The following is a 19924-nucleotide window of genomic DNA, read 5'->3' as shown; positions in this document are numbered from 1 at the left end:
GCATACGGGAGGTATTCGGGCGTTCCACCAACGCGGCGAGCTGCCGTAGCTGTCATCGGGCGCCCGCCAGGAACTGCGGGGCCTTAGCGTCGACTCTGCTATCGGGGTGGACTGCGGTGCCGTGGCCTGGTGACGCCGCCTCCCGTCGCCCCGGTCTCCGGGAGGGCGGCCCACGTGCCGTCTCCGGGGGCGGGGGGCGGCCGAACGGTAGGCGGGTTGCGGTGGGTAGGTGGTCATCCAGCGACCTCTCGGTTTCGTCGACGAGCCGGTCCCCCGCCCGGCCAAGCGGGATGTGGGCCAGGACCCCGCCGCGCGCTGGTGTGCGCCGGCTCGAGCCGCCGGACCGTTGTCGTGGAACCGGAAGCAGTGTCTGTCTCCCGCGCCGGTCACCGGTGCCGTGCCGAGGACGGCTCAGCGGGCGGTGCGTCACCGCGGTCAGACGGCGGCCGGGCCTCTGACCGTCCGGACGCCGGGATGTGAAGGGCGGTTCCTCAACCGGCGTGGGTCTTCGTGGTGCGTGCCGTGATCCGGAGGAACAGCAGGGCGGCGGCCGCCAGGGCGGCTCCGAGGGCGTAGACCGCCGTCGTTCCCGCGGGCAGGGTGACGCCGCCGAGTACGGTGCCCAGGCCGATGCCCAGGTAGATACCGGAGGAGTTCAGAGAGACGAGAAGGGGCGCTTCCTGCGGGGCGACCTGGATCAGCCGGTGCTGCTGCGGCGGCGTCTGACACCAGCTGCTCGCCCCCCACAGCAGGACCAGCAGGCCCACGACGGGCTGCACGGAACCGTGCGCGGCGGCGATCCAGGCCAGGGCTCCGAGAGCGAGCGCCATGACGAGGTATCCGGCGGTCAGGACCCGGACCGAGCCCCAGCGGTCGGTGGCGTAGCCGGCCGCGACGTTGCCGAGCACGGCGCCCAGGCCGTACAGGATGAGCATCCACAGCATGGCACCCTCGGGGACGCGCACCCCTTCGAGCACCGGGACGCTGTAGGCGTAGGCGGTGTAGCAGGCTCCCATGCCCAGCACGGTGAGGGGCAGGACGGCCAGGACGGTCGGCCGGCGCAGTGCCGCGAGCCGGGTGCGCAGTGCCACCCGGGGGTTGCCGGGCACCTCCGGCATGTTCAGACGTACGCCGACCGCGATGACCAGGCACAGGGCGGCCACGACGCCGAGGGTGCTGCGCCAGCCGAGCCAGTGGCTGATCACGTTGCCGAGGGGGACGCCCAGGGCGGTAGCGACGGTCAGGCCCCCGACGACCATGGCCAGGGCACGGGCCCGCAGTTCGGGGCGGACCAGGGCGGCGCCGACCGCTGCGGCGTTGGGGGTGTAGGCGGCAGCGCCGGCGGCGGCGATGATCCGGCTGACGATCAGCACGGCGAGGCTGGGTGCCAGCGCCGACAGGAGGTTGGCCGCGCCGAGGGTGAGCAGTGCGGAGATCAGCAGGATGCGCCGGGGCACGCGGGCGGTCAGGGTGGCGAGGACCGGCGACAGTACGGCGTATGCGGCTGCGAACACCGTGACCGACTGCCCGGCGGCCGCCTGCGACACGTGCAGCGAGTCGGCCATGGAGGGCAGGAATCCGGCGACGACGAAGGCGTCCGTGCCCACGGCGAAGGTGCCCAGGGCCAGGACCGAGGTCGACGACAGTGGGCCGGGTTCGGGCGGGTGCTTGCCGTCGATCGTCGGACGACCAGATGGAATCGAGACACTCGACATCCAGGTTCTCCTCACGGATGGGCCCCACCCGGGTCGCGGGGCTCGGAACAATCAGCGTGCAGTGCGCCCGTAGTGGCGCCTGGCACGCTCCATGGCAGCGGGCGGCGCGGCGGCCATCATGTCCGCCAGGGTCTGGGCGGCGAGTTCGCGGCGCCACGCCAGCTCGGCCCGGCGCATGGCGGTGGCGATGCCGCAGGCCCGCCGGAACTCCCCGGCGCGCGCGCCCGCCCCTTCGCCCCGCCGACGGATCTCGGTGCAGCGGAAGGCGTCATCGGGGCCCTCGATGGCGGTGACGACGTCCATGAGCGTGATGCGCTCGGGGCTCCTGGCCAGCTGGAACCCACCCCGGGCCCCCGGCGTCGAACTCAGGATGCCGGCCCTCACCAGTGCCTGCAGCCTCTTATTGAGATACGCCTGGGGAAGATCGAACCAGGCCGCCAGCTTGGCAGTGGGCACGGGTTCCTCATCCCCGACCCACGCCAGCGTCAGGCAGCAGTGCAGCCCCCACTCGACTCCCTCACTCATGCGCATAACCAGGACGCTACACCTCTAGATTCGCTGGCACTACCGCTTCGCGAAGACTGTCCGCAAGGACGCCGCGTCCACGTCCGGGACGGCGCCACGGAAGCCCGCGCACCAGCACGCTCCCGCCATGCCCTTCCCCTGTTCCATCCGGCGGTACGTCTCGGCCGCACCACTCGAAGCGGGAGCCTCTCGAGGGGCCGGAGGCGCAGCCGGCCCGCGACGAGGAGTCGGCTGACGGTGACCCAACTCCGGGTCGGGGCGATGAATGCCGGGCCTTGCCTTGCCCTGCATGTCGATGACGAGGAGCGCGGCACGGTGCGGAAGCGGAGGCATCGGCCTACCGCAGGTGCCTCTCTGCGAGCGACAGCAGGGTTCGGGCGCAGGCCGCGTGCTGGTGCGCGTGCACGATGGTGAAGTCCACCGAGATGTCCCCGTCGCTCTCCCCTGCCGCGTCGGCCGCGGCCTGGACCTGCTGCAGCAACCGTTCTCAGGTTCCGTCGGCAGACCAAGTCCGCTGGCGCTCGTAGGGGCTTCAGCCCCCTTCCTCCGGTGCGCGGACGGTGCTGCCGGCCGGGGTGAGGCAGCGGCGTACGAGTGCGAGGGTGCGCCGTGTGACCGTACTGAGAGGGGTGCCGTTCTCGACGGCGGCCAAGGCGGTGTGGAGCATTCCGGCGATCAGGTCGGCCGTGAGCGCGGGCTCGGGAGCGCCGAGCTCCCGGACGGCGGCGCGGAACGGTTCGACCTGTTCCAGGTGCAGTTCCATCAGCCGCTGCTGACAGGCCGGGGGAAGGCCGGCGTTCATGAGGGCGACGGCGGGCCGGTGTGCGCCTTCGGCGCCCAGGCGGAGGCTTTCCCTGAAGAATGCCTCGACGCGTTCCAGCGGGCCGTTCGCGGTGGCTGCGGCGTGGGTGAGTGCCTCGTTGGAGCGACGGAAGGCCTCCTCCGTGATGGTGGCCAGGAGAGCTGCCGAGGAGTCGAAGTACTGGTAGACGCTGGAGCGGGCCAGGCCCGTGCGGGCGCCGACCGCCGCCGGCGTGACGGCGGTGGCGCCCTCGTTGACCAGGAGGTCGATCGCCGCCCCGATCAGCGCCTCGCGTTGCTGGGCACGGTGTTCGGCGACGGTGGAGGCGTTGATCTTCGGCATGAGGGGCGGGCTCCTGGAGGGGTGGACAGGGCCGGGAATGTGGTCCCGGCCGGCGGCCTCCGTCAGGCCAGGCGGCCGTCGACCATCTCGTACACCCGGTCGGCAGCGTCCATTATCGCTGTGTCGTGGGTGACCATGACCGTGGCCGTGCCGCGCTCACGGGTCTGTTCGGCGATCAGTCCCACCGCCTCGGCGGACCGTACCCGGTCCAGCGCCGAGGTGGGTTCGTCCACCAGCAGGACGGCGGGGGAGGTCATCAGCGCGCGGGCCAGGCCCGCGCGCTGGCGCTCGCCGCCCGACAGTTGGTGCGGACGGGAGCCCGCGCGGTGGGTCAGTCCGACGGCTTCGATGAGTTCGTCGGCGCGGGCCCGGGCAGCGGTGTCGAGGCGTCCGCCGAAGTGCAAGGGCAGCAGGAGTTGCTCCCTGACGGTGAGGGAGGCCAGCAGGTTCGACTGCTGGAAGACGAAGCCGATGTGGCGAAGGCGGGCGGCGGTGCGTTCCTTGTCCGAAAGGGCGGTCAGCTCGGTGCCGGCGATGTGCACGGTGCCCGAGCTGGGACGCCGGAGGCCGCCGGCGACGGCGAGGAGGCTGGACTTGCCGGACCCGGAGGGGCCGACAACGGCGACGAACTCACCGGGGGTGACGGTCAGGCCGACGTGGTCGAGGGCGGTGACAGCGGCGTCGCCGTCGCCGAGGGTGAGGGTGACGCCGTCCAGGCGCAGCCCACCGGAGCGGTCGGCGTCCGCGGCGGCCTCGTGGTCGGTGGCGGGTGTGGTCATCGGGTGGCTCCCAGCGCGGTCAGGGGGTCGACGGCGGTGATACGGCGGACGGCGACGACGGCGCCCACGGTCCCCAGGACGATGAGGAGGCCGGAGGAGGTGGCGATGGCCGGGGCGGACAGGGAGAAGGGGGCCTTACCGATCATCGCGCTGCCCAGGGCCAGGCCGACGGCGGTGCCGAGGGCCGTGGCTCCAACGAGCACGGCGACGACCTGGGCGAGCGCGTCGCGCAGGATGTACCCGGTGGGGGCGCCCAGTGCCTTCATGAGGGCGATCTCGGGCTTGCGCTGGACGGTCCAGACGGTGAAGAACGCGCCGACGACCAGGGCGGAGATGACGTACAGGAATCCCTTGATCAGGGCCATGGTGCTCGACTCGGCCGCGTAGCCGGGGGACGCGTCGAACATGGACTCCTTGGTCTCGGAGAGGGTCCCGGTTGCCTTTTCCGCCGCGCCGACGTCGGCGCCCGGCTTCAGGGTCAGGGCAACGGCGGTGGCCTGCCGGCTCGCGGCTTCGGGCAGATCGCCGGGCAGGCCGTAGTGCAGATGCCGCCACGTGTCGAGGTCTGCGTACACGACGCCGATGTGGCCGTAGGAGACGGTCCCGTCGACCAGTCCCGCGACCTTCAGCCGCACCCCGCTCTTGTCCGCGGTCAGCACATCGCCGATCTCCACGCCCAGGTCGGCGATCTCCCGGGTGATCACGATGCCCGCACTGCCCTCCTTCAGACCCTCCCCCTTGCTGGAGCCGGGCGCCAAGGGGGAGTCCGGTGCCATGCCGAAGACGGCGAGGTTGACCTGCTCTCCCTTCTTGGCACCCTGGGTCACCTGGGCATTGGCCAGAGTGTTCCCGAACGGCTCCGCGCGCTCCACGCCCGGGGTCTTGGACCATGCCTGCCAGTCCTCCTGCTCCACGGTCGAGCGGGAGAACTGTTCGCTGGTGGCCTCCTCGTCGAAGGCCATATGGGTCACGGGCAGCGCGCGCAGCCCGGATACACCGGCGTCCGCGAGACCGGAGGCAAGCCCGGACAGCAGGACACCGAGTACGGCGATGAGCGCGACCACCGCGCCCATCAGGGCGAAGCGACCGCGGGCGAAGCGCAGATCGCGTAGAGCAAGGAACACGGAATTCTCCGAGTGGGAAGGGAAACGAGGGCACGACGGGCCGACCACGCCGCCTCTTTACCTAAACTTGACGACGCGAGCGTCAGTATCTTACCGGATGTTACCGACGCCTCTGTCGGCATGTTGCGTCGCGTACGTCGCCCGGATCCTCCCCACCAGACCGCCCCTGCGCGAGGGCGGCCTGGCTTCGCCTGGAGTGTGTACCGGGTCCGCCGACCGGCCGGATCGCTCACGACGCCCTGTCACCGAGCTGTTTGCCTGGACGCGGCGACCCGGCTCACGCCGCCGGCTTCTTCGAGCCTGCGCAGGCAGATGGCGAGGGTGACCGCGTTGGCCTTCGGGATCACGCGCCGCGGGTCGCCGAAGCGCATCTCCGGGACCCGCAGCGTCATCGGATCGCCGGCCTCCCCAGGTCGCCGATGACCGACAGGATCTCCATGCAACGCGCCGTCCGAGGGCCCTCCATCCGTGACTGGGCGGCCGCCCGGTCACCGGTGCACGGCGCCTGCCGGTCACCGGTGCCCGAGGGGGGCATGACCACCGCGCGAAAGGGGTCCGGTTTCGGTGACGACGTCGCGCCGGCCGCGTTCGGCTCGCACCACGCGGCCCGGCGGGCGTCGATCCGCCAGAACGCCGCCGTGACGGGAGATCGCGAGGTCCTCGTCCACACCATTGACGCGGTCATGCCTCCCCTGCATCATCATGGGAGCGCTCCCACGACTGCCGCACTCATGGCATCCATCGACCACTCACTCCGAGCGCCCTGCCGACCGACGCGGCGCTCGTCCGAGGAGGACACGTCATGCCGCTCGCCTACCTCCCCGCCACCGGCCGGTTGGGCCGGCCGGCCCGCAGGGCCGGACGAACCGTGGGCAGAGGCCCCGCCGCGGCGCTCGTCTGCGCCTTGGCCACGGTCGCCGCCCTCGCCGCCGCTCCCCCGGCACCCGCCGCGGCCGGCCGGGCCACCGCGGCCCCGGCCGCAACAGCGACGGCCGCCGACGAGGCGCCGCCCGTAGCGGTCTCCGTCAACGCGGGGGTGGGGCTCGGCACGATCGACAAGGCGGCGTTCGGGGTCAACCACGCGCTCTGGGACTCGCACATGAACGACCCCGCGGTGACCGGCCTGCTGAGCGAGGCGGGTGTCGGCATGATGCGCTACCCGGGCGGCTCCTACGGCGACATCTACCACTGGAAGGACCACACCGCCCCAGGTGGCTACGTGGCCCCCGGGACCACCTTCGACGAGTTCATGGGCAGCGTCCGCGCCTCCGGCTCCCAGCCGATGATCATCGCCAACTACGGCACCGGCACGCCGCAGGAGGCCGCCGACTGGGTCCGGTACGCCAACGTCACCCGCGGCTACGGGGCCAAGTACTGGGAGATCGGCAACGAGATCTACGGCAACGGCCACTACGGCAACGGCTGGGAGGCCGACGACCACCCGGACAAGAGCCCGCGCGAGTACGTCCGCAACGTCCTCGCCTACGCCGGTGCGATGAAGGCCGTCGACCCGACGATCAAGATCGGCGCCGTGCTGACCACGCCGGGCGACTGGCCGGACGGCCTCACCGGCCCGGGCGACTCGGCCGACTGGAACCACACCGTGCTGTCCGCGGTCGCCGGGACGATCGACTTCGCCATCGTGCACTCCTACCCGGGCGGTGCCACCGCCGACGACGCCCTGGAACGGACCGCCCGGCTGCCCGGACAACTCCGCGAGGTCCGCAGGCAGATCGACCGGTACGCCGGGGAACGCTCGTCGAGGATCGGCATCGCGCTCACCGAGGTCAACTCCAACGTCCAGATGAACAGCCGCCCCAACGGCCTGTTCGCAGCCGACACCTACATGACGGCGCTGGAGAACGGCGTCTTCAACGTCGACTGGTGGAACGTCCACAACGGGCCCACCACGGTGGAGACGGTGGACGGCGACACCGACTTCAACGACTTCGGCCTCCTCTCCAGCGGCGGCTGCGTCGGCGACGTCTGCCAGCCGGCCGTGAACACGCCGTTCCACCCCTACTACGGCCTCAAGTCGCTGACTCAGCTGGGCCGTCCCGGCGACACGATGGTCGCTTCCTCCACCGACAGCGACCAGGTGTCCGCGCACGCCGTGCACCGGGCCGACGGCACGCTGAGCGTCATGCTGATCAACAAGGACCCGCTGAACTCGCGTACCGCAGACATTGGTTACGCCGGATACTCCCCCACCACCCAGGCACCGATCGTGCACCGGTACGGCCGCGGCGACACCGATGTCACCCGGGTGGATGCCACCCCCGGGGGAGGCCAGGTGCTGCCGCCGTACTCGATCACCACGATCACCGTCGCCCCGCACGCCGCCGCGGCCTCGGTCGGCGCTCCCGGCGCACCGAGGACCACCGCGGTGGACAGCTCGACCGCCACGATGAGCTGGACCGCCCCCGCGACCGGCAAGGCGGTGCGCTACGAGGTGTACGAACAGCTGGCCACCAACGCCCAGTTGCTCGCCACCTCGACCTCCACCTCGGCAACGCTGCACAACCTGCCGCCGGGCTCCGAGCACACGGTCAACGTCCTGGCCCGGGACGCGGACGGCCGCCTCTCGCGCCCCTCCGAGCCGCTGACCTTCGCCACCACGGCTCCGCGCGACAGCAGCTGCCTGGTCAACTACCGGGTCGACAGCGGCTGGGGCAACGGATTCGTCGCCACCGTCACCCTCTCCAACGTCGGGAACGACCCGGTCAACGGCTGGACCCTGGACTTCGCCTGGCCGTCCACCGGCCAGTCCGTGCAGAGCTCGTGGAACGCGAACGTCACGGGGTCGGGCACGCGCGTCCATGTGACCGACAACGGCAGCAACGCCGAGCTGGCCCCGCGCGGCGGGTCCACCGCCACCTTCGGCTTCGTCGGAGCCAACGACGGCGCCAACCCCGCCCCGACGGCCTTCACCCTCAACGGAACAATCTGCCGCACCTCCTGATCCACCGCCTGCGGCCCGGCTGCCGGAGGGCGGGCCGGGCCGCAGGGGCGCGGGAGGATCGTCGCCCGCACCCCGGAGGAGGCGGGCGTCGAGCCGGCCGGTCCTGTTCTCCCGGGTGAGCCGGAAGCAGTCATGCGCCCATTCCCGGGTCACGCTGCGCGGGCCCCCTCACGGGCCCGCGTGCACTTGGCAGGCCCAGAGACTCGGGGTCTGGGGATAGGTGTCGCGCAGCGCGCACACGGCGGAGTGCAGGGCCTCTGCTGTCCGGTCGACTTCCAGCGCGCCGTCGCCCGTGGCCAGGGCCTCGTACACACCCTGGGCGACAGCGGCTCCGATCGTGTCGTCGACGTGCCACAGCGAGCCGACGACGTGGGGGAAGCCGGCGATCTGGAGGGCGCTGACGATGTGGACGGCCTCGTCGGCGAGTTCGGGGCTGGTCCGCAGGGTGTCGCAGGCGGAGAGGTAGGCGAGCCGGACCGAGGGCAGCCGGAGCCGGGCGAGGTCGCGGACGGTGAGGGGATGTTCGGCGTGATCGTGCAGGACGAGCCGGCTGCCGGACGGGCGCGCGAGATCTCCCAGGGCGTGGCAGGCGAAGTGCGCGTACGCGTACCGGGGCAGGGCGGAGACCACCGCGGAGTGGGTGGCGGACGAGCCGGTCAGCACCCGGGCGCCGGGCAGCAGCCGGGCGAGGTGTTCGGCCTCACCGCGCGCGGCAGGCAGCGGTGCGATGCCTTCGGTTTCGTCCACGGCGACGACGAGTGCACCGGAGCCAGCCGGGCGGGCGAGGCGCTGTCTGGCATGGTGCAGCGCCCGCAGTGTCGGCGTATACGAGGAGACGACCCGGTCCAGCGCGCCGGGCGCGCCCTCCTCGGCCGCGGCGTGCAGCGGGAGGGTGCCGAGGACGCCACCGGGCGACCACCACACGCGGGGCAACGGTCCGGCGGGGGCGGGCTGGATGCGTAGGTGGCCGAGGACGGGTCCGGTGACCACCCGCCACAGCCAGGCGAGCGTGTCGCGGACGAGTCGCTGGGCGCGCAGGGACTCCGCGCGGGAGGTTCCGGGCCCCTCGATGCGCAGCAGTGCGTCCTGGAGGGCCTGCCGGCGGGCTGCTGTCGTGCGGGGGTCCAGCCCGGGAAGCGGCACGGCGTCGATGGAGCGGTCGGTGACGATGAGTGCGTCGCTGCCGTAGGGGGAGACGTTGACCAGCACCACCGGCCCCGCTGCGGCCGTGGCGCGCAGCTCGTGCTCGTCCCACTCCCTCACCGGCCGCAGCAGGCCGAGTTCCGGGTGCTCGGAACGGATTCGTCCGGTCAGCTCCCGCCACTCGGCGGCCAGCCGCTGCCGCAGATCGGCGCGGGCGCCGGTGCCGTGCACGGCACCCAGGGGCACGTCTTCGAGGAACTCCTGATCCTGGCTGCCGGTTGCCGCGTCGAGGGCATCCCGGAGTTCCTCGAAGCGGCGGGCGAGGTCCGGGGCGGTCTCCCTGAGCCGGGTCAGATCGCTGTCGGCGTCGAAGGCGTGGGAGAGGAGCACGCCCCTGGCTTGTTCGAGCAGACCGACGGCGAGCCCCGGCCGGCCGCAGCGCACCGCGCATGCCGCGGCGGCGGCGCCCAGTCCGACGGTCCGCCGCAGCAGGAACTCCTGGTCGTCGCGGACGAGATGGCGGGGCGTGACGGCGTGCAACAGGTCGACCGCAGCCGCATAGCCGTCCAACGCGCCGGCCCAGTCCCCCAGCTCCGCTCGGACGTCACCCCAGGCCCGTGCGGCGTCCAGGCGCTGGGTAGGGGCGCATTGCTGTTGCAGGGCCGCTTCCCGGAACACCTCGGCCGCCTTCGTCAGATCGGCCGGACGGCGACGGCGACCCGCGCGGGCGAGGAGGGCGTGGCCGAGATTCGTCAGTCGCAGAGCACGCCGAGGGTGGCCCGGCGGGGTGGCCTCGACCTGACGGCGGAACAACGAGACCGCCTCGTCCCGGGCGGCCGAGGACCACAGCATGCGCGGGCTCGCGAGGCGCGAGCCCGCTGCCACCGCCAGGGCCTCCGGCAGGGCGGAGGAGTCCCCCGGCAGAGCCGCGATCACCATGTCGGCCAGCTTGCCCGCCTCGCGGGCGTCGCCGAGCCGTTGCGTGTGCACGCAGCGGGACAGCAGGGCGGCGGCGAGGTTATGGCGACGGCGGGGCAGCAGCGGGGAGTCCTCCGGGGTGAGGTCGAGCGCCTCCCTCAAGAGCCGTACGGCCTCTTCGAGCGGGGCGACCGAATCGGGGGACCGCGTGAAGTTCGTCATCAGGGCGATCCCCGCGGCGCCCAGCAGCGTCGCGTGGTGCGCGCGGCCCAGGCCGGGCAGGGCCGCCGCCCGGCGCCGGCACTCCTGTGATTCCCGCAGGTCCTCGCTGTCTTCGGTCAGCAGGTGCCGCAGAACCAGCGTCATGCCCAAGTTGATCAGCCGCACTCCGAGCATCTCGTGCCCTTCGGGGGTGAGTGCCACCGCCTCCCGCTGAGCGCGCACCGCCTCGTGCAACTCCTCCGGGTCGCCTGCGCGGTCATAGCTGCTCTTCAGCACCTGGCCGAGGTCATTGAGCGCCACGGGCCGGGCCGGGTGGCCCGGCGGCAGGAGCGCCACGGCCTGCCGCAGGAGCCGCAGAGCCTCGACCAGATCCGTGCTGTTGCCTTCTGGGTCGCGCTCGTACCGGGCGTGCCGGGCCATGGCGGGAGCGAGAAGCCGTGTCGCGGAGGACGGCGTCGTCTCCGCGGCTGCGGCGCCCGTGTCGGACAGGTGCGTGACCGCCGTCTCCAGCTCGGCCGGATCGCCGCCGGTCAGGGCGAAGCGGGCGCGCTGCGCGTTGCCCAGGACTCTGCGCAGGGCGCCGCTCTGCTCGGAGTTCCGGGACGCGCGGAGGGCCTCGGTCAGCACGTGGACCGCCTCGTGCAGGTCGTCCACCCGCCCGGTGCGCTGGGTCCTCAGTACGAGCGCGAGGCCCAGGTTGAGCCCTGCGGCCGCCGGACCCTTCGGGTCGTCGGGAGCGGCCCGGCGGAACAGGTCCACCACCTCGTCGCATTCCTCGGGGGTGCTGCCTTCGTGCTCCAGGAGCATCAGCAGCGCGCTCCCCAGAGCGCTGAGGCAGTGAGGCAGATGCGGGCTGTCCGGCGGCAGTTGGGCCAGCACATCACGCGCGATGCCGACCGCCTCGTGCAGTTCCTCGGGGTCGTACGACTGCCGGTAGTTCTCCAGGAGCCGGGTGCCGAGATCGCTGAGGGCGAGGAGCCGGTCCGGAGAGCCGGACGGGAGGTCCTTGAGGACACGGTGGGCGAGCCGGGCCCGCTCGGCGCCCAGGTCCCCGAACGGCCACGTCATCCCGGCGAGGTCCACCGCGAAGGACAGTCCTTCGAGCCGGGCCGCGTACGAGGAGTCGTCTTCCCGTGTGGCGAGGACGGAGAGGCTGCCGTATCCGACCGCGGTGGCGAGCCGTATCTCGCGCGAGGGCGTCATGACGCGGTACCGCGCGGCCGACTCGTAGATCCGTCGGACGTCTTCGGAGGCGTCCGGCGGCGGATCGTGCTGCTGCTCCTCCGCAGAGAGCACGAACGCGGCGCACTCGCCCGCCCACTCCGCAGGACCGTCGGCATGCGCCGGATCGGGGCGCACAGCAGGGTCGATACGCGCGTAGCCCGCCGCGAGCTCCGAAGGCACCCGTCGTGGATCCGCCACCCACACCGGAAAGAGCAGCGCTCCGGCCATGCACCCGTGGACGCGGCCGTGAGCTCCCGGGTCGCCCGCCGCGCGGGCGGCGCAGAGCCCGCCGGCCACGTGCCGGGCCTCCATGTCGGTCGCCGGATCGATGTTCCTCAGCAGGGCCCGAAGTTCGGCATCCGCCTCGTCTCCGAACACGGCGTCCCTGTTCACACGCCCGTCCCCGGTCTCGGATCGCCTGAGGCGATCACGGACCGCCCGGACCAGCCGGCCTCGATCGTTCCGCACGTTGCCGAGCTCCCCGTGTCGACTTCGCCACCGCGGTGACCATCCTCAACTGCCGCCATTCTGCGGCATACTCGGCGCATGACCGTACCGCTCGATCCCGCCGGACTCGCCCAGAGGGCAGCGGCGTTGTGCGTCCTCCTCAGCTCATCGGACACCGTGCGGCGGCGGCCCGAGGTGCAGGCGGCGGCAGGCCGCGCGCTCGCGCTGTTGCGGTCGGGCTCGGACGCCGACGCACTCACGGCCTGTTACGGCCATCTCGACCACGTGTTGCGGCAGGCCGGGATCGCGGGCGGGCTGGTCAGCGGATCCCGCGGCGCCACCGCTCCCGGCGTCACGACGCACATCAAGGTGGCCGTGTGCCCGGCGCCGGCCCGCTGCAGCCGACTGGAGCGGGCCCGCGACCTGCTGCCCGCCCCGCACTGCGCCGTCCACGACACCCGCATGCACAAACGGCGCCTGCGCCCCGGCGAGTGACCGCCCGGGCCACCGACCCATGAACTCACTCCTCGCCACCCTCGGCAGCAAGCTCACCGAACGCTGGCTGAACCTGCTGGTGCTGCCGGGCGCCCTCTTCCTCGCTGCCACGTCCGTCGGCACCGCTCTGGGCCACCGCCACTGGCATGACGTCGACCGGCTGCGCACCGGCCTGGACGACCTCGCCGCCCACGCCGCCCTCGACCGCACCGGCACCGCCGCGCTCCTGGTCGCCCTCGCCCTGCTCACCGCGACAGCGGCCTCGCTCTGCGCGCAGTTCCTCGGCGGCGCGATCGAGCGTTACTGGCTGCGCTTCGGCCGGGACCCGCTGTCGCGCGCCCTCACCGCCCGCCGCGCCCGCAGGTGGAAGGAGAGGGACGCCACGCTCGACGAGGCCGTCGGCCATGTGCACCGGACAGGCACCGGGCCCGACGGTGCGGTGCTGATCCCGAGCAGCGCACTGGCACGGATCCAGGCCCTCACCGAGGCCCGTGACCGTGTCGCGCTGCGCGAGCCGGCCCGCCCCACCTGGTACGGCGACCGCATGCAGGCGGCGGCCGACCGTGTCGAGGCGGCCTACGGAGTCGACCTCGCCGCCCTCTGGCCCAGGCTGTGGCTGACTCTCCCCGAACCCGCCGTACGCCAGATCCAGTCGGCCCACGACTCCTTCACCGCCGCGGCGCGCCTCGCCGCCTGGGCCGTGGCCTACGCTCTGCTCGCCTTCTGGTGGTGGCCGGCCGCACTGGTCACCCTCGGCTGCGCGGCCGTCGTCCGGTTTCGCGCCCGCACCGCCGTGGACGCGCTTGCGGGCCTCATCGAGGCCGCCGTCGACGTACACGGCCGCGAACTGGCCACCCGGGTCGGCCTGATACCGCCGGAGGCGCCCGGCCTGCTGGCTCATGACACCGGGGACGCGATGTCGGCGGTGTTCAGGAAAGCTGACTGACGGCGGGATACCCGCGGGGGCCTCGGTGCCGTGAAGCGCGGTCGCGGCGAGACCGCATGTCCCGGAGAAGACGCGCGTCTCGATCTCCGGGTCAAGTGCGACCGGGGTGCGGTCAGTTCGTCAGCCCCCGGGCCGCGCAGGCCGACGAAGGAGCAGGCCACCACGGCGAACCGCGAAACCGGCGTCCTCCAGGGCCTGCCGCGCGCCGCCCTTTCCGGCGGCCGGATCAAGCAGGTTGCGGCGTCAGACGCTTGTGGCCCTTCCGGTCGTAGTACGTGGTCATCGCGAAGCCGAAGACCAGGGCGATCAGGGCACCGATCGCGATCATGGTCCAGGCCCGGGTGAGCCCGGCGTCGCCGCGCGCGTCGAAGTAGAGGATCGCGCGGACCCCGTCGCTGAGCTGCCGCATGGGTTCGAAGTGGGAGAGGAAGCGGTAGAAGCCGGGCACCGCCTGCAGCGGCACGGTGGCGCCCGAGGACGGGAGCCCGAGAACGATGAACACGAACATGGACACGAGCTGGCCGATCCCTCCGAAGGCGGCGTTGATGGCCTGTACGCCGAGGCCGACCGCGAGGACCGCGCAGTAGGAGTAGATCCACAGCAGCGGGAGATGGGTGGCGTCCATGCCGAGGATGCCGACGCAGGCGAGCATCACGAGGGAGGCACTGATGACGGTGACGCCCGCCGTCATGGCCATCTTGAGGAGCAGCGTCTGGGTGCGGTTGATCGGCACGGTCGGCCGGCGGGTGTGCCAGGGGCCGATCTCGTTGTCTGCGTAACCGAGCGCGGTGTCGACGCCGTTGCTGAGCACGTTGCCCCCCATGAATCCGGCCAGTACCAGCAGCAGGGTGTAGTAGAAGGCGCTCAGCCCGAGACCGCTGTGGTTGCCGATCGGGTGGCCCACCTGTGTGCTGACGGAGACGGGATCGGTGAGCAGGAGTTTCCGTGTGGAGTCCGCGTGGGTGGCCGCTCCCGCCAGTTGCTTGCCGATCGTCAGGGAAGCCCGGCTCGCGGCCGCCGTGGTGATCCGGCTCGCCAGGGAGGAACCGAGGCTTCCCTTGGCGGGGTTGGTCAGCACGGTGAGCGTCGGACGGGTGGTGGCGGTCGTGGTGGTGAGCGCGGCGACGGAGTCGGTGAAGCCGGCGGGGACGACCAGGGCCCCGTAGACCTTGTCGGAGCCCAGCGCGTCCTGGGCCTGCCGGAGCGTGAGTGCGCGCCACTCGGCCTGGCCGGAAGCCCCGTCGGCGACGACGGCCCGGGCGATCTGCGTGCCCAGGTTCTCCTTCTGGCCGGGCAGCGGCTTGCCCCGGTCGGCGTTGACGAGCGCGATCGGCAGGTCGTGCAGGTCCCTCTGCGGGCTGACGATGCCGCCCATGTAGAGCAGGGACAGCAGCAGGGCGAGCAGCCCGGTGAGGACGGTGGGCACCAGCCACAGCCTGGGGTGGCGCAGGAGAGCGCCGGCTCGTGCCTGGGGGCGGGTGTCGGAGGTGGCGCCGTCGGCGGTCATCGTTCTCCGTCGTGTCTGGGGCCTGCGGATGGGCATCCGTGGAGGAATCGATCGTGGGCGAGGTTTCCCGGTCTGAACGAGGACGTACGGCGGGTCGCCCCGAACCTCGCCGCACTTCGCCCGGTTGGAGCATCCGTCGCTGTCCGGCGGCGCCACGCGCAGGACACGGTGCCGGGTGGACGGGATCGCCCGACCACCCCTTGCCGTGCGGCGCGCTCGGCCACGCCCGTAGCTCGCGGGAGCCTCGTACCGACGACCCGGCGCAGGGCGTTCCCCGGCTATGACCCGGGGGCGCGCTCACGCGACTGCCGCCGTTGGGTTCCCTGCCGAGCGTGACCACGAGGACGCACCCGCGTCGCTCGTGCTTCTCCCCCGCGCCGAGCGTCTCGGTGCTCCGTGGCTCGAAAGCGGCGACGGGCCTCACCGGCCAGGTCGGGAAGGGCGAGCCGGCAGGGCGTACCGACCCGTCCCTCCGCGCGCCATTCCGGCTCCGGTCTTCTGTCCGCCCCGGGAAAGGCCGCCCTTCACCCCGTGACGAGGAAACCCCCAGCCGACGCACGGCTGGGGGTTCCACGCGAGGATGAGTGCCGGTCAGCCGGTGGAGTCGTCCACCCGCCGACCGCTCATCCGCGCCTCGGCAGGCCGCACCACATCGCGGTCACCGTGCATCAGGAAGGTCAGCGCTGCAGGGTGAGGACACCCGGCCGCCACGGGAGCTGGTCGTAGGGCCCGCTCGCGGTGGGCGACTTGCCCTGGTAGAGGAACTGCAGGTTGCAGGGGTCGATGGTCATGGTCTGGTCGGGGTTGCTGCGGACCAGGTCACCGTGGCTGATGTCGTTGGTCCAGGTGGCGCCGCTGTTGGCCTTGCCCGCGAAGGGGTTGCTCTCGGACGCGGCCTGCGGGGTCCAGGAACCGTTCAGGCTGGAGGCCGTGAACGAGCGGAAGTAGCGCCCGTTCGCACCCATCGCCTCGACGATCATGAGGTACTGGTTCTGGCCCTGGACCTTGTACACCTGAGGTGCTTCGAACAGGTTGGCCGTCGTGTCGCTCATGATCGTCGTGTACGACGAGCCGAAGCTGCCCGGGAAGTTCCCGATCGGCATGCTCGCCCGGTAGATCTTGCCGTTGTCACCGGCGAAGAACAGGTACATGTTCTGGCCGTCGGCGATCAGGGTCTGGTCGATCGGGCCGGTGCCGGAACCGGAGATGCTGCCGGTGAACAGCGTCTGCGGCGAGGACCATCCGTTGGGGTTGGTGGGGTCGCTCGACGTGCGGTAGACGAAGGGCGAGGCACCCCACTGGTACGCCAGCACCCAGATGTTCTTGGGCGCGAAGTAGAACAGCGTGGGCGCCACTGCGGCCTGGCTCATCCCGGCCTGGCCGGCCGACGCCATGTCCGACCAGTTCGTGAAGGGAGCGAACCTCATCGAGCCGTACGACGATCCCGACACGTTCGACGCGTAGACCAGGTGCTTGCCGTTGTACATCACACTGGTGAAGTCCTTCAGCGCGGCCCACCCGTTCGCCGGCTGAGCCAGGACACCCGTCGACGACCAGCGGTACGTCGACGGCAGGGCACACGAGTCGCCCGGCGGGGTCGTCGTCCCGGACGGGCCGGACCACTTCTGGTTGCTGCCGCCGTTGCACGTCCAGATCTCCACCGCCGTGCCGTTGGCCGTACCGGTGCCCGTGACCTCCAGGCAGAGTCCGGACTCCACACCGACGATCGTGCCGTCCGAGTTGACCCGCCACTGCTGGTTCGCACCGCCGGAACAGGTCCAGATCTGCACCCGGGTGCCCGCCGTGGTGGCGTGGCCCGGGACGTCCAGGCACTTGTTGCCGTACACGGTCAGCTGGTTGCTGTCCGTCAACGTCCACTGCTGGTTGGTTCCACCCCAGCAGTCGTAGATCTGCAGGTACGTGCCGTCGGTCTGGTCGGCGTTGGGCACATCGAGACACCGGCCCGAACCGACACCGCGCACGGCGCCACTGGTGGCTGCCTGGGCCGGGCCGGCGACAAGCATCGCCGCCAGCGCGACGAGGACCGCGACCGCGGCGGCGAGCACCGCAGACAGATGCCTGCGGCTAGAACTTTCTCTGCGCATGGGGACTTCCCAAACCTTGAGTGAGCGGTTCCGGACGACCCCCGTCAGAGGCGGTCCGGACTGTCGTTGTCAGTGCGGTTCGCAGCGGATCGGATCCGCGGGCGCCGGGCCGGTCCCTTGCCACGGTGCGAAGACTTGATGCGGCCATGACATAGACATGCACGGCGCCCTCTTCTTGCGACTCGGCGTTGCGGTGAGCGTGACCCGGCGGCCCCCGTCGGACGTGGAGCAGATCCGACGTGTTCGTCATATCGAACAGGGGTCGGAGTGTCGAGCAACCTGATGATAGGTACTCAGTGAATGACGTCAATACTTCTCGCACAAGTCGCGGAAAACACCGAAAGTTTCGCCTCGTCCAAAGGCCCAAACACCGCAGGTCGAGCCCAGCGGGTAGCGGTCCTCTCGGGATGGGAACCCTTTTACGACCCCCGAACGGGCCGCTTCCGTAAGGGGTGTTGACAGGGCCGACCACATCTCTATCATCCGGGTATCCATACTTTCCGAATGGCGTCCGAAATTTCGAACCTCTTCGGATCGTCCCCGAGAGAAGGAACTCCAGGTGCCCAGACGATCAGGTGCACGACTGCTCCGCCTTCTCGTGACCGCCCTGCTGACGGTCACCGCGTCCATGACCGCCTCCTCCCACTCCACCGCCACGGCCGCGCCGGGCAGTCCGGCACTCACCCCTCCCCTGGGGTGGAACAGCTGGAACAGCTTCGGGTGCGGGATCACCGAGGACAAGGTGCGCCAGGCCGCCGACGCGATGGTGTCCTCGGGCATGCGGGACGCCGGCTACCGGTACGTCGTGGTCGACGACTGCTGGTTCGACCCCCAGCGCGACACGGCGGGCAACCTGCGGGCCGATCCGGCCAAGTTCCCCAGCGGAATGAAGGCGCTCGGTGACTACATCCACGGCAAGGGGCTGAAGTTCGGCATCTACCAGGTACCCGGGGAGCGCACCTGCGCGCAGGCCACGGGCGGCTACCCGGGGTCCACCGGCAGCAGGGGCCACGAGGCCCAGGACGCCGGCATGTTCGCCTCATGGGGCGTCGACTACCTCAAGTACGACTGGTGTTCGTCCAGCGGGACCCGTGACGAGCAGGTCGCGCGGTTCACGCTCATGCGCGACGCCCTGCGTGCCACGGGGCGGCCGATCGTCTACAGCATCAACCCCAACAGTCTGCACGCCATCACCGGTGCCGCCTACAACTGGGGCGAGGTCGCCGACCTCTGGCGGACGACCGAGGATCTGCTGGACATCTGGCAGAACGGCAACACCAACAGCTATCCGATGGGCGTCGGCAACGTCCTGGACGTCACCGCGCCCCTCGCGGCGCAGTCCGGCCCGGGACACTGGAACGACCCCGACATGCTGGTCGTCGGCCGCCCCGGCCTGTCGCTGACCGAGTCCCGTTCGCACTTCGCGCTGTGGGCGCTGCTGAGCGCCCCGCTCATGGCCGGCAACGACATCCGCACCATGTCCGCCGATGTGAGCGCGATCCTGCGCAACCCCCGCCTGCTGGCGGTGAACCAGGATGCGCTGGGGGCGGGCGGACGCAGGGTGCGCGATGACGGCGCCACCGAGGTGTTCGCCAAGCCCCTGTCGGACGGGTCGGTCGCTGTGGGCCTCTTCAACCGGGGCGGCGGCACCGCGACGGTCACCACGTCGGCCGCCGAAGCCGGCTTGTCCGGTGGATCGTTCACGCTCACGGACCAGTGGTCCGGCGGCACCTCCACCACGTCCGGGCAGATCTCCGCGAGCGTCCCCGCGCATGGCGTGGCCGTGTTCCGGGTGACCGGTGGCACGCCGCTGGCCGCCACCACCTCGCGCCTGCGAGGCAGCGCGTCCGGCCGGTGCGTGGATGTGGACAACGCCTCCACCACCGCCGGGGCCACCGCACTGCTCTGGGACTGCCACACGGCCGCCAACCAGCTGTGGACCACCTGGTCGGGCGGTGAGATCCGGGTCTACGGCGACAAGTGCCTGGACGCCTACAACCAGGGCGCCACCAACGGCACCCGTGTCATCACCTGGTCCTGCAACGGCCAGAACAACCAGAAGTGGACCCTCGGCTCCGACGGTTCGATCCGCAACGTCCACGCCGGACTGTGCCTCGACGCCGACGGAGCACGCACCGCCAACGGGACCCCTCTGGTCCTGTGGACCTGCAACGGTCAGGCCGGGCAGAAGTGGAACCGCGTGTGAAAGGGAGGCGGGCGTGACCGTCGCAACGGTTACGGGCCCGTAGGGGGACGAGAGTGCCGCTGATCCCCACGCCCTGACGGGGCGTGGGGATCAGCGGCATCAGCGCGGTCCGGCGAAGAGGGCGTCCCGGGTGCGGTCGCGCCGGGGGCGTCCTCGGCGTACGCGAATCTCCCCGCGCCTCAACGCGCCGGACCTCTCCCGGCCCGTCCGGTGCCGCCCTCGTGAGGCGATGAGCCCCGATGTGGCCGGAGCGGACGGAGAAGCCGTACTCGTGCCGGCGTGGTGCGTCCTCTCCAGACCGCTGACCTTCAGGACGGCACCTCTCGCCCCGGGGGTCTGGGCGTGCACTGCCAGGAGCGTCAAAGGCCGGCCCGTCATGAACCAGCCCTCCTGCAGAACTACGTTCAGGCCGCGTGCGGGGCAGCGCGCGGCTCGGACGACGGGGGCAGCACGCCGCCCCCA

At 71.6% G+C, this 19924-nt stretch carries 13 protein-coding genes and 1 pseudogene; 4 read left to right on the top strand and 10 right to left on the bottom strand.

Going from position 1 to position 19924, the window contains the following annotated elements:
* Positions 1–491: 491 nt before the first annotated feature.
* From E6R60_RS01740 to E6R60_RS01715, 7 genes and pseudogenes are all read right to left on the bottom strand, one after another.
* Entirely contained in the window at positions 492–1715 is a 1224-nt protein-coding gene (locus E6R60_RS01740) for an MFS transporter (RefSeq protein ID WP_136324544.1), read from the bottom strand.
* 51 nt (positions 1716–1766) lie between these two features.
* Positions 1767–2246, bottom strand: a complete 480-nt coding sequence (locus E6R60_RS01735) for an Rrf2 family transcriptional regulator (RefSeq protein WP_136324543.1) — start codon at positions 2244–2246, stop codon at positions 1767–1769.
* Positions 2247–2613: 367 nt separating this feature from the next.
* Positions 2614–2727 (bottom strand): annotated as a pseudogene (locus E6R60_RS36520) (IS5/IS1182 family transposase); the annotation flags it as partial.
* Between the two features lie 45 nt (positions 2728–2772).
* Positions 2773–3384, bottom strand: a complete 612-nt coding sequence (locus E6R60_RS01730; RefSeq protein ID WP_136324542.1) for a TetR/AcrR family transcriptional regulator — start codon at positions 3382–3384, stop codon at positions 2773–2775.
* Between the two features lie 62 nt (positions 3385–3446).
* The gene (locus tag E6R60_RS01725) at positions 3447–4163 is read right to left on the bottom strand and encodes an ABC transporter ATP-binding protein (RefSeq protein WP_136324541.1); all 717 of its coding nucleotides are present in this window, start codon (positions 4161–4163) and stop codon (positions 3447–3449) included.
* Positions 4160–5287, bottom strand: coding sequence for an FtsX-like permease family protein (locus E6R60_RS01720; RefSeq protein ID WP_136324540.1), 1128 nt, complete (start codon positions 5285–5287; stop codon positions 4160–4162). Before E6R60_RS01720 ends, E6R60_RS01725 begins: the two co-directional genes overlap by 4 nt.
* A gap of 242 nt (positions 5288–5529) precedes the next feature.
* Entirely contained in the window at positions 5530–5679 is a 150-nt protein-coding gene (locus tag E6R60_RS01715; RefSeq protein WP_136324539.1) for a winged helix-turn-helix transcriptional regulator, read from the bottom strand.
* Positions 5680–6089: 410 nt separating this feature from the next.
* Between E6R60_RS01715 and E6R60_RS01705 the strand changes: the two genes are divergently transcribed.
* Positions 6090–8249: a cellulose binding domain-containing protein gene (locus E6R60_RS01705; protein ID WP_136324538.1), complete on the top strand. Its 2160-nt coding sequence runs from the start codon at positions 6090–6092 to the stop codon at positions 8247–8249.
* A 168-nt stretch (positions 8250–8417) separates the two neighbouring features.
* Here E6R60_RS01705 and E6R60_RS01700 read toward each other — a convergent pair whose 3' ends face one another.
* Complete coding sequence (locus tag E6R60_RS01700) at positions 8418–12149, bottom strand: CHAT domain-containing protein (protein ID WP_240802353.1); 3732 nt, start codon at positions 12147–12149, stop codon at positions 8418–8420.
* Positions 12150–12302: 153 nt separating this feature from the next.
* Between E6R60_RS01700 and E6R60_RS01695 the strand changes: the two genes are divergently transcribed.
* Both E6R60_RS01695 and E6R60_RS01690 read left to right on the top strand, forming a co-directional pair.
* Positions 12303–12698: a hypothetical protein gene (locus E6R60_RS01695; RefSeq protein WP_136324536.1), complete on the top strand. Its 396-nt coding sequence runs from the start codon at positions 12303–12305 to the stop codon at positions 12696–12698.
* Positions 12699–12717: 19 nt separating this feature from the next.
* A complete protein-coding gene (locus E6R60_RS01690) occupies positions 12718–13644 on the top strand; it encodes a hypothetical protein (protein ID WP_136324535.1) in 927 nt (308 codons plus the stop codon).
* A 226-nt stretch (positions 13645–13870) separates the two neighbouring features.
* Here E6R60_RS01690 and E6R60_RS01685 read toward each other — a convergent pair whose 3' ends face one another.
* Both E6R60_RS01685 and E6R60_RS01680 read right to left on the bottom strand, forming a co-directional pair.
* Entirely contained in the window at positions 13871–15151 is a 1281-nt protein-coding gene (locus E6R60_RS01685) for a DUF3533 domain-containing protein (protein WP_136324534.1), read from the bottom strand.
* Between the two features lie 677 nt (positions 15152–15828).
* Entirely contained in the window at positions 15829–17256 is a 1428-nt protein-coding gene (locus E6R60_RS01680) for a non-reducing end alpha-L-arabinofuranosidase family hydrolase (protein WP_136324533.1), read from the bottom strand.
* A 559-nt stretch (positions 17257–17815) separates the two neighbouring features.
* Here E6R60_RS01680 and E6R60_RS01675 point away from each other — a divergent pair.
* A complete protein-coding gene (locus E6R60_RS01675) occupies positions 17816–19462 on the top strand; it encodes a ricin-type beta-trefoil lectin domain protein (protein ID WP_136324532.1) in 1647 nt (548 codons plus the stop codon).
* The last annotated feature ends 462 nt before the right edge of the window (positions 19463–19924 follow it).

This window comes from Streptomyces sp. A0642, assembly GCF_004795105.1.
GTDB lineage: Bacteria > Actinomycetota > Actinomycetes > Streptomycetales > Streptomycetaceae > Streptomyces.
This window is presented reverse-complemented; position numbering and strand designations above follow the sequence as displayed.

Excerpts from the sequence above, each read along its gene's own strand:
- E6R60_RS01715 (WP_136324539.1), bottom strand. The coding sequence starts at position 5,679 with ATGACGCTGCGGGTCCCGGAGATGCGCTTCGGCGACCCGCGGCGCGTG.
- E6R60_RS01735 (WP_136324543.1), bottom strand. The coding sequence starts at position 2,246 with ATGCGCATGAGTGAGGGAGTCGAGTGGGGGCTGCACTGCTGCCTGACG.
- E6R60_RS01685 (WP_136324534.1), bottom strand. The coding sequence starts at position 15,151 with ATGACCGCCGACGGCGCCACCTCCGACACCCGCCCCCAGGCACGAGCC.
- E6R60_RS01690 (WP_136324535.1), top strand. The coding sequence starts at position 12,718 with ATGAACTCACTCCTCGCCACCCTCGGCAGCAAGCTCACCGAACGCTGG.
- E6R60_RS01695 (WP_136324536.1), top strand. The coding sequence starts at position 12,303 with ATGACCGTACCGCTCGATCCCGCCGGACTCGCCCAGAGGGCAGCGGCG.
- E6R60_RS01740 (WP_136324544.1), bottom strand. The coding sequence starts at position 1,715 with ATGTCGAGTGTCTCGATTCCATCTGGTCGTCCGACGATCGACGGCAAG.
- E6R60_RS01730 (WP_136324542.1), bottom strand. The coding sequence starts at position 3,384 with ATGCCGAAGATCAACGCCTCCACCGTCGCCGAACACCGTGCCCAGCAA.
- E6R60_RS01705 (WP_136324538.1), top strand. The coding sequence starts at position 6,090 with ATGCCGCTCGCCTACCTCCCCGCCACCGGCCGGTTGGGCCGGCCGGCC.
- E6R60_RS01725 (WP_136324541.1), bottom strand. The coding sequence starts at position 4,163 with ATGACCACACCCGCCACCGACCACGAGGCCGCCGCGGACGCCGACCGC.
- E6R60_RS01680 (WP_136324533.1), bottom strand. The coding sequence starts at position 17,256 with ATGCGCAGAGAAAGTTCTAGCCGCAGGCATCTGTCTGCGGTGCTCGCC.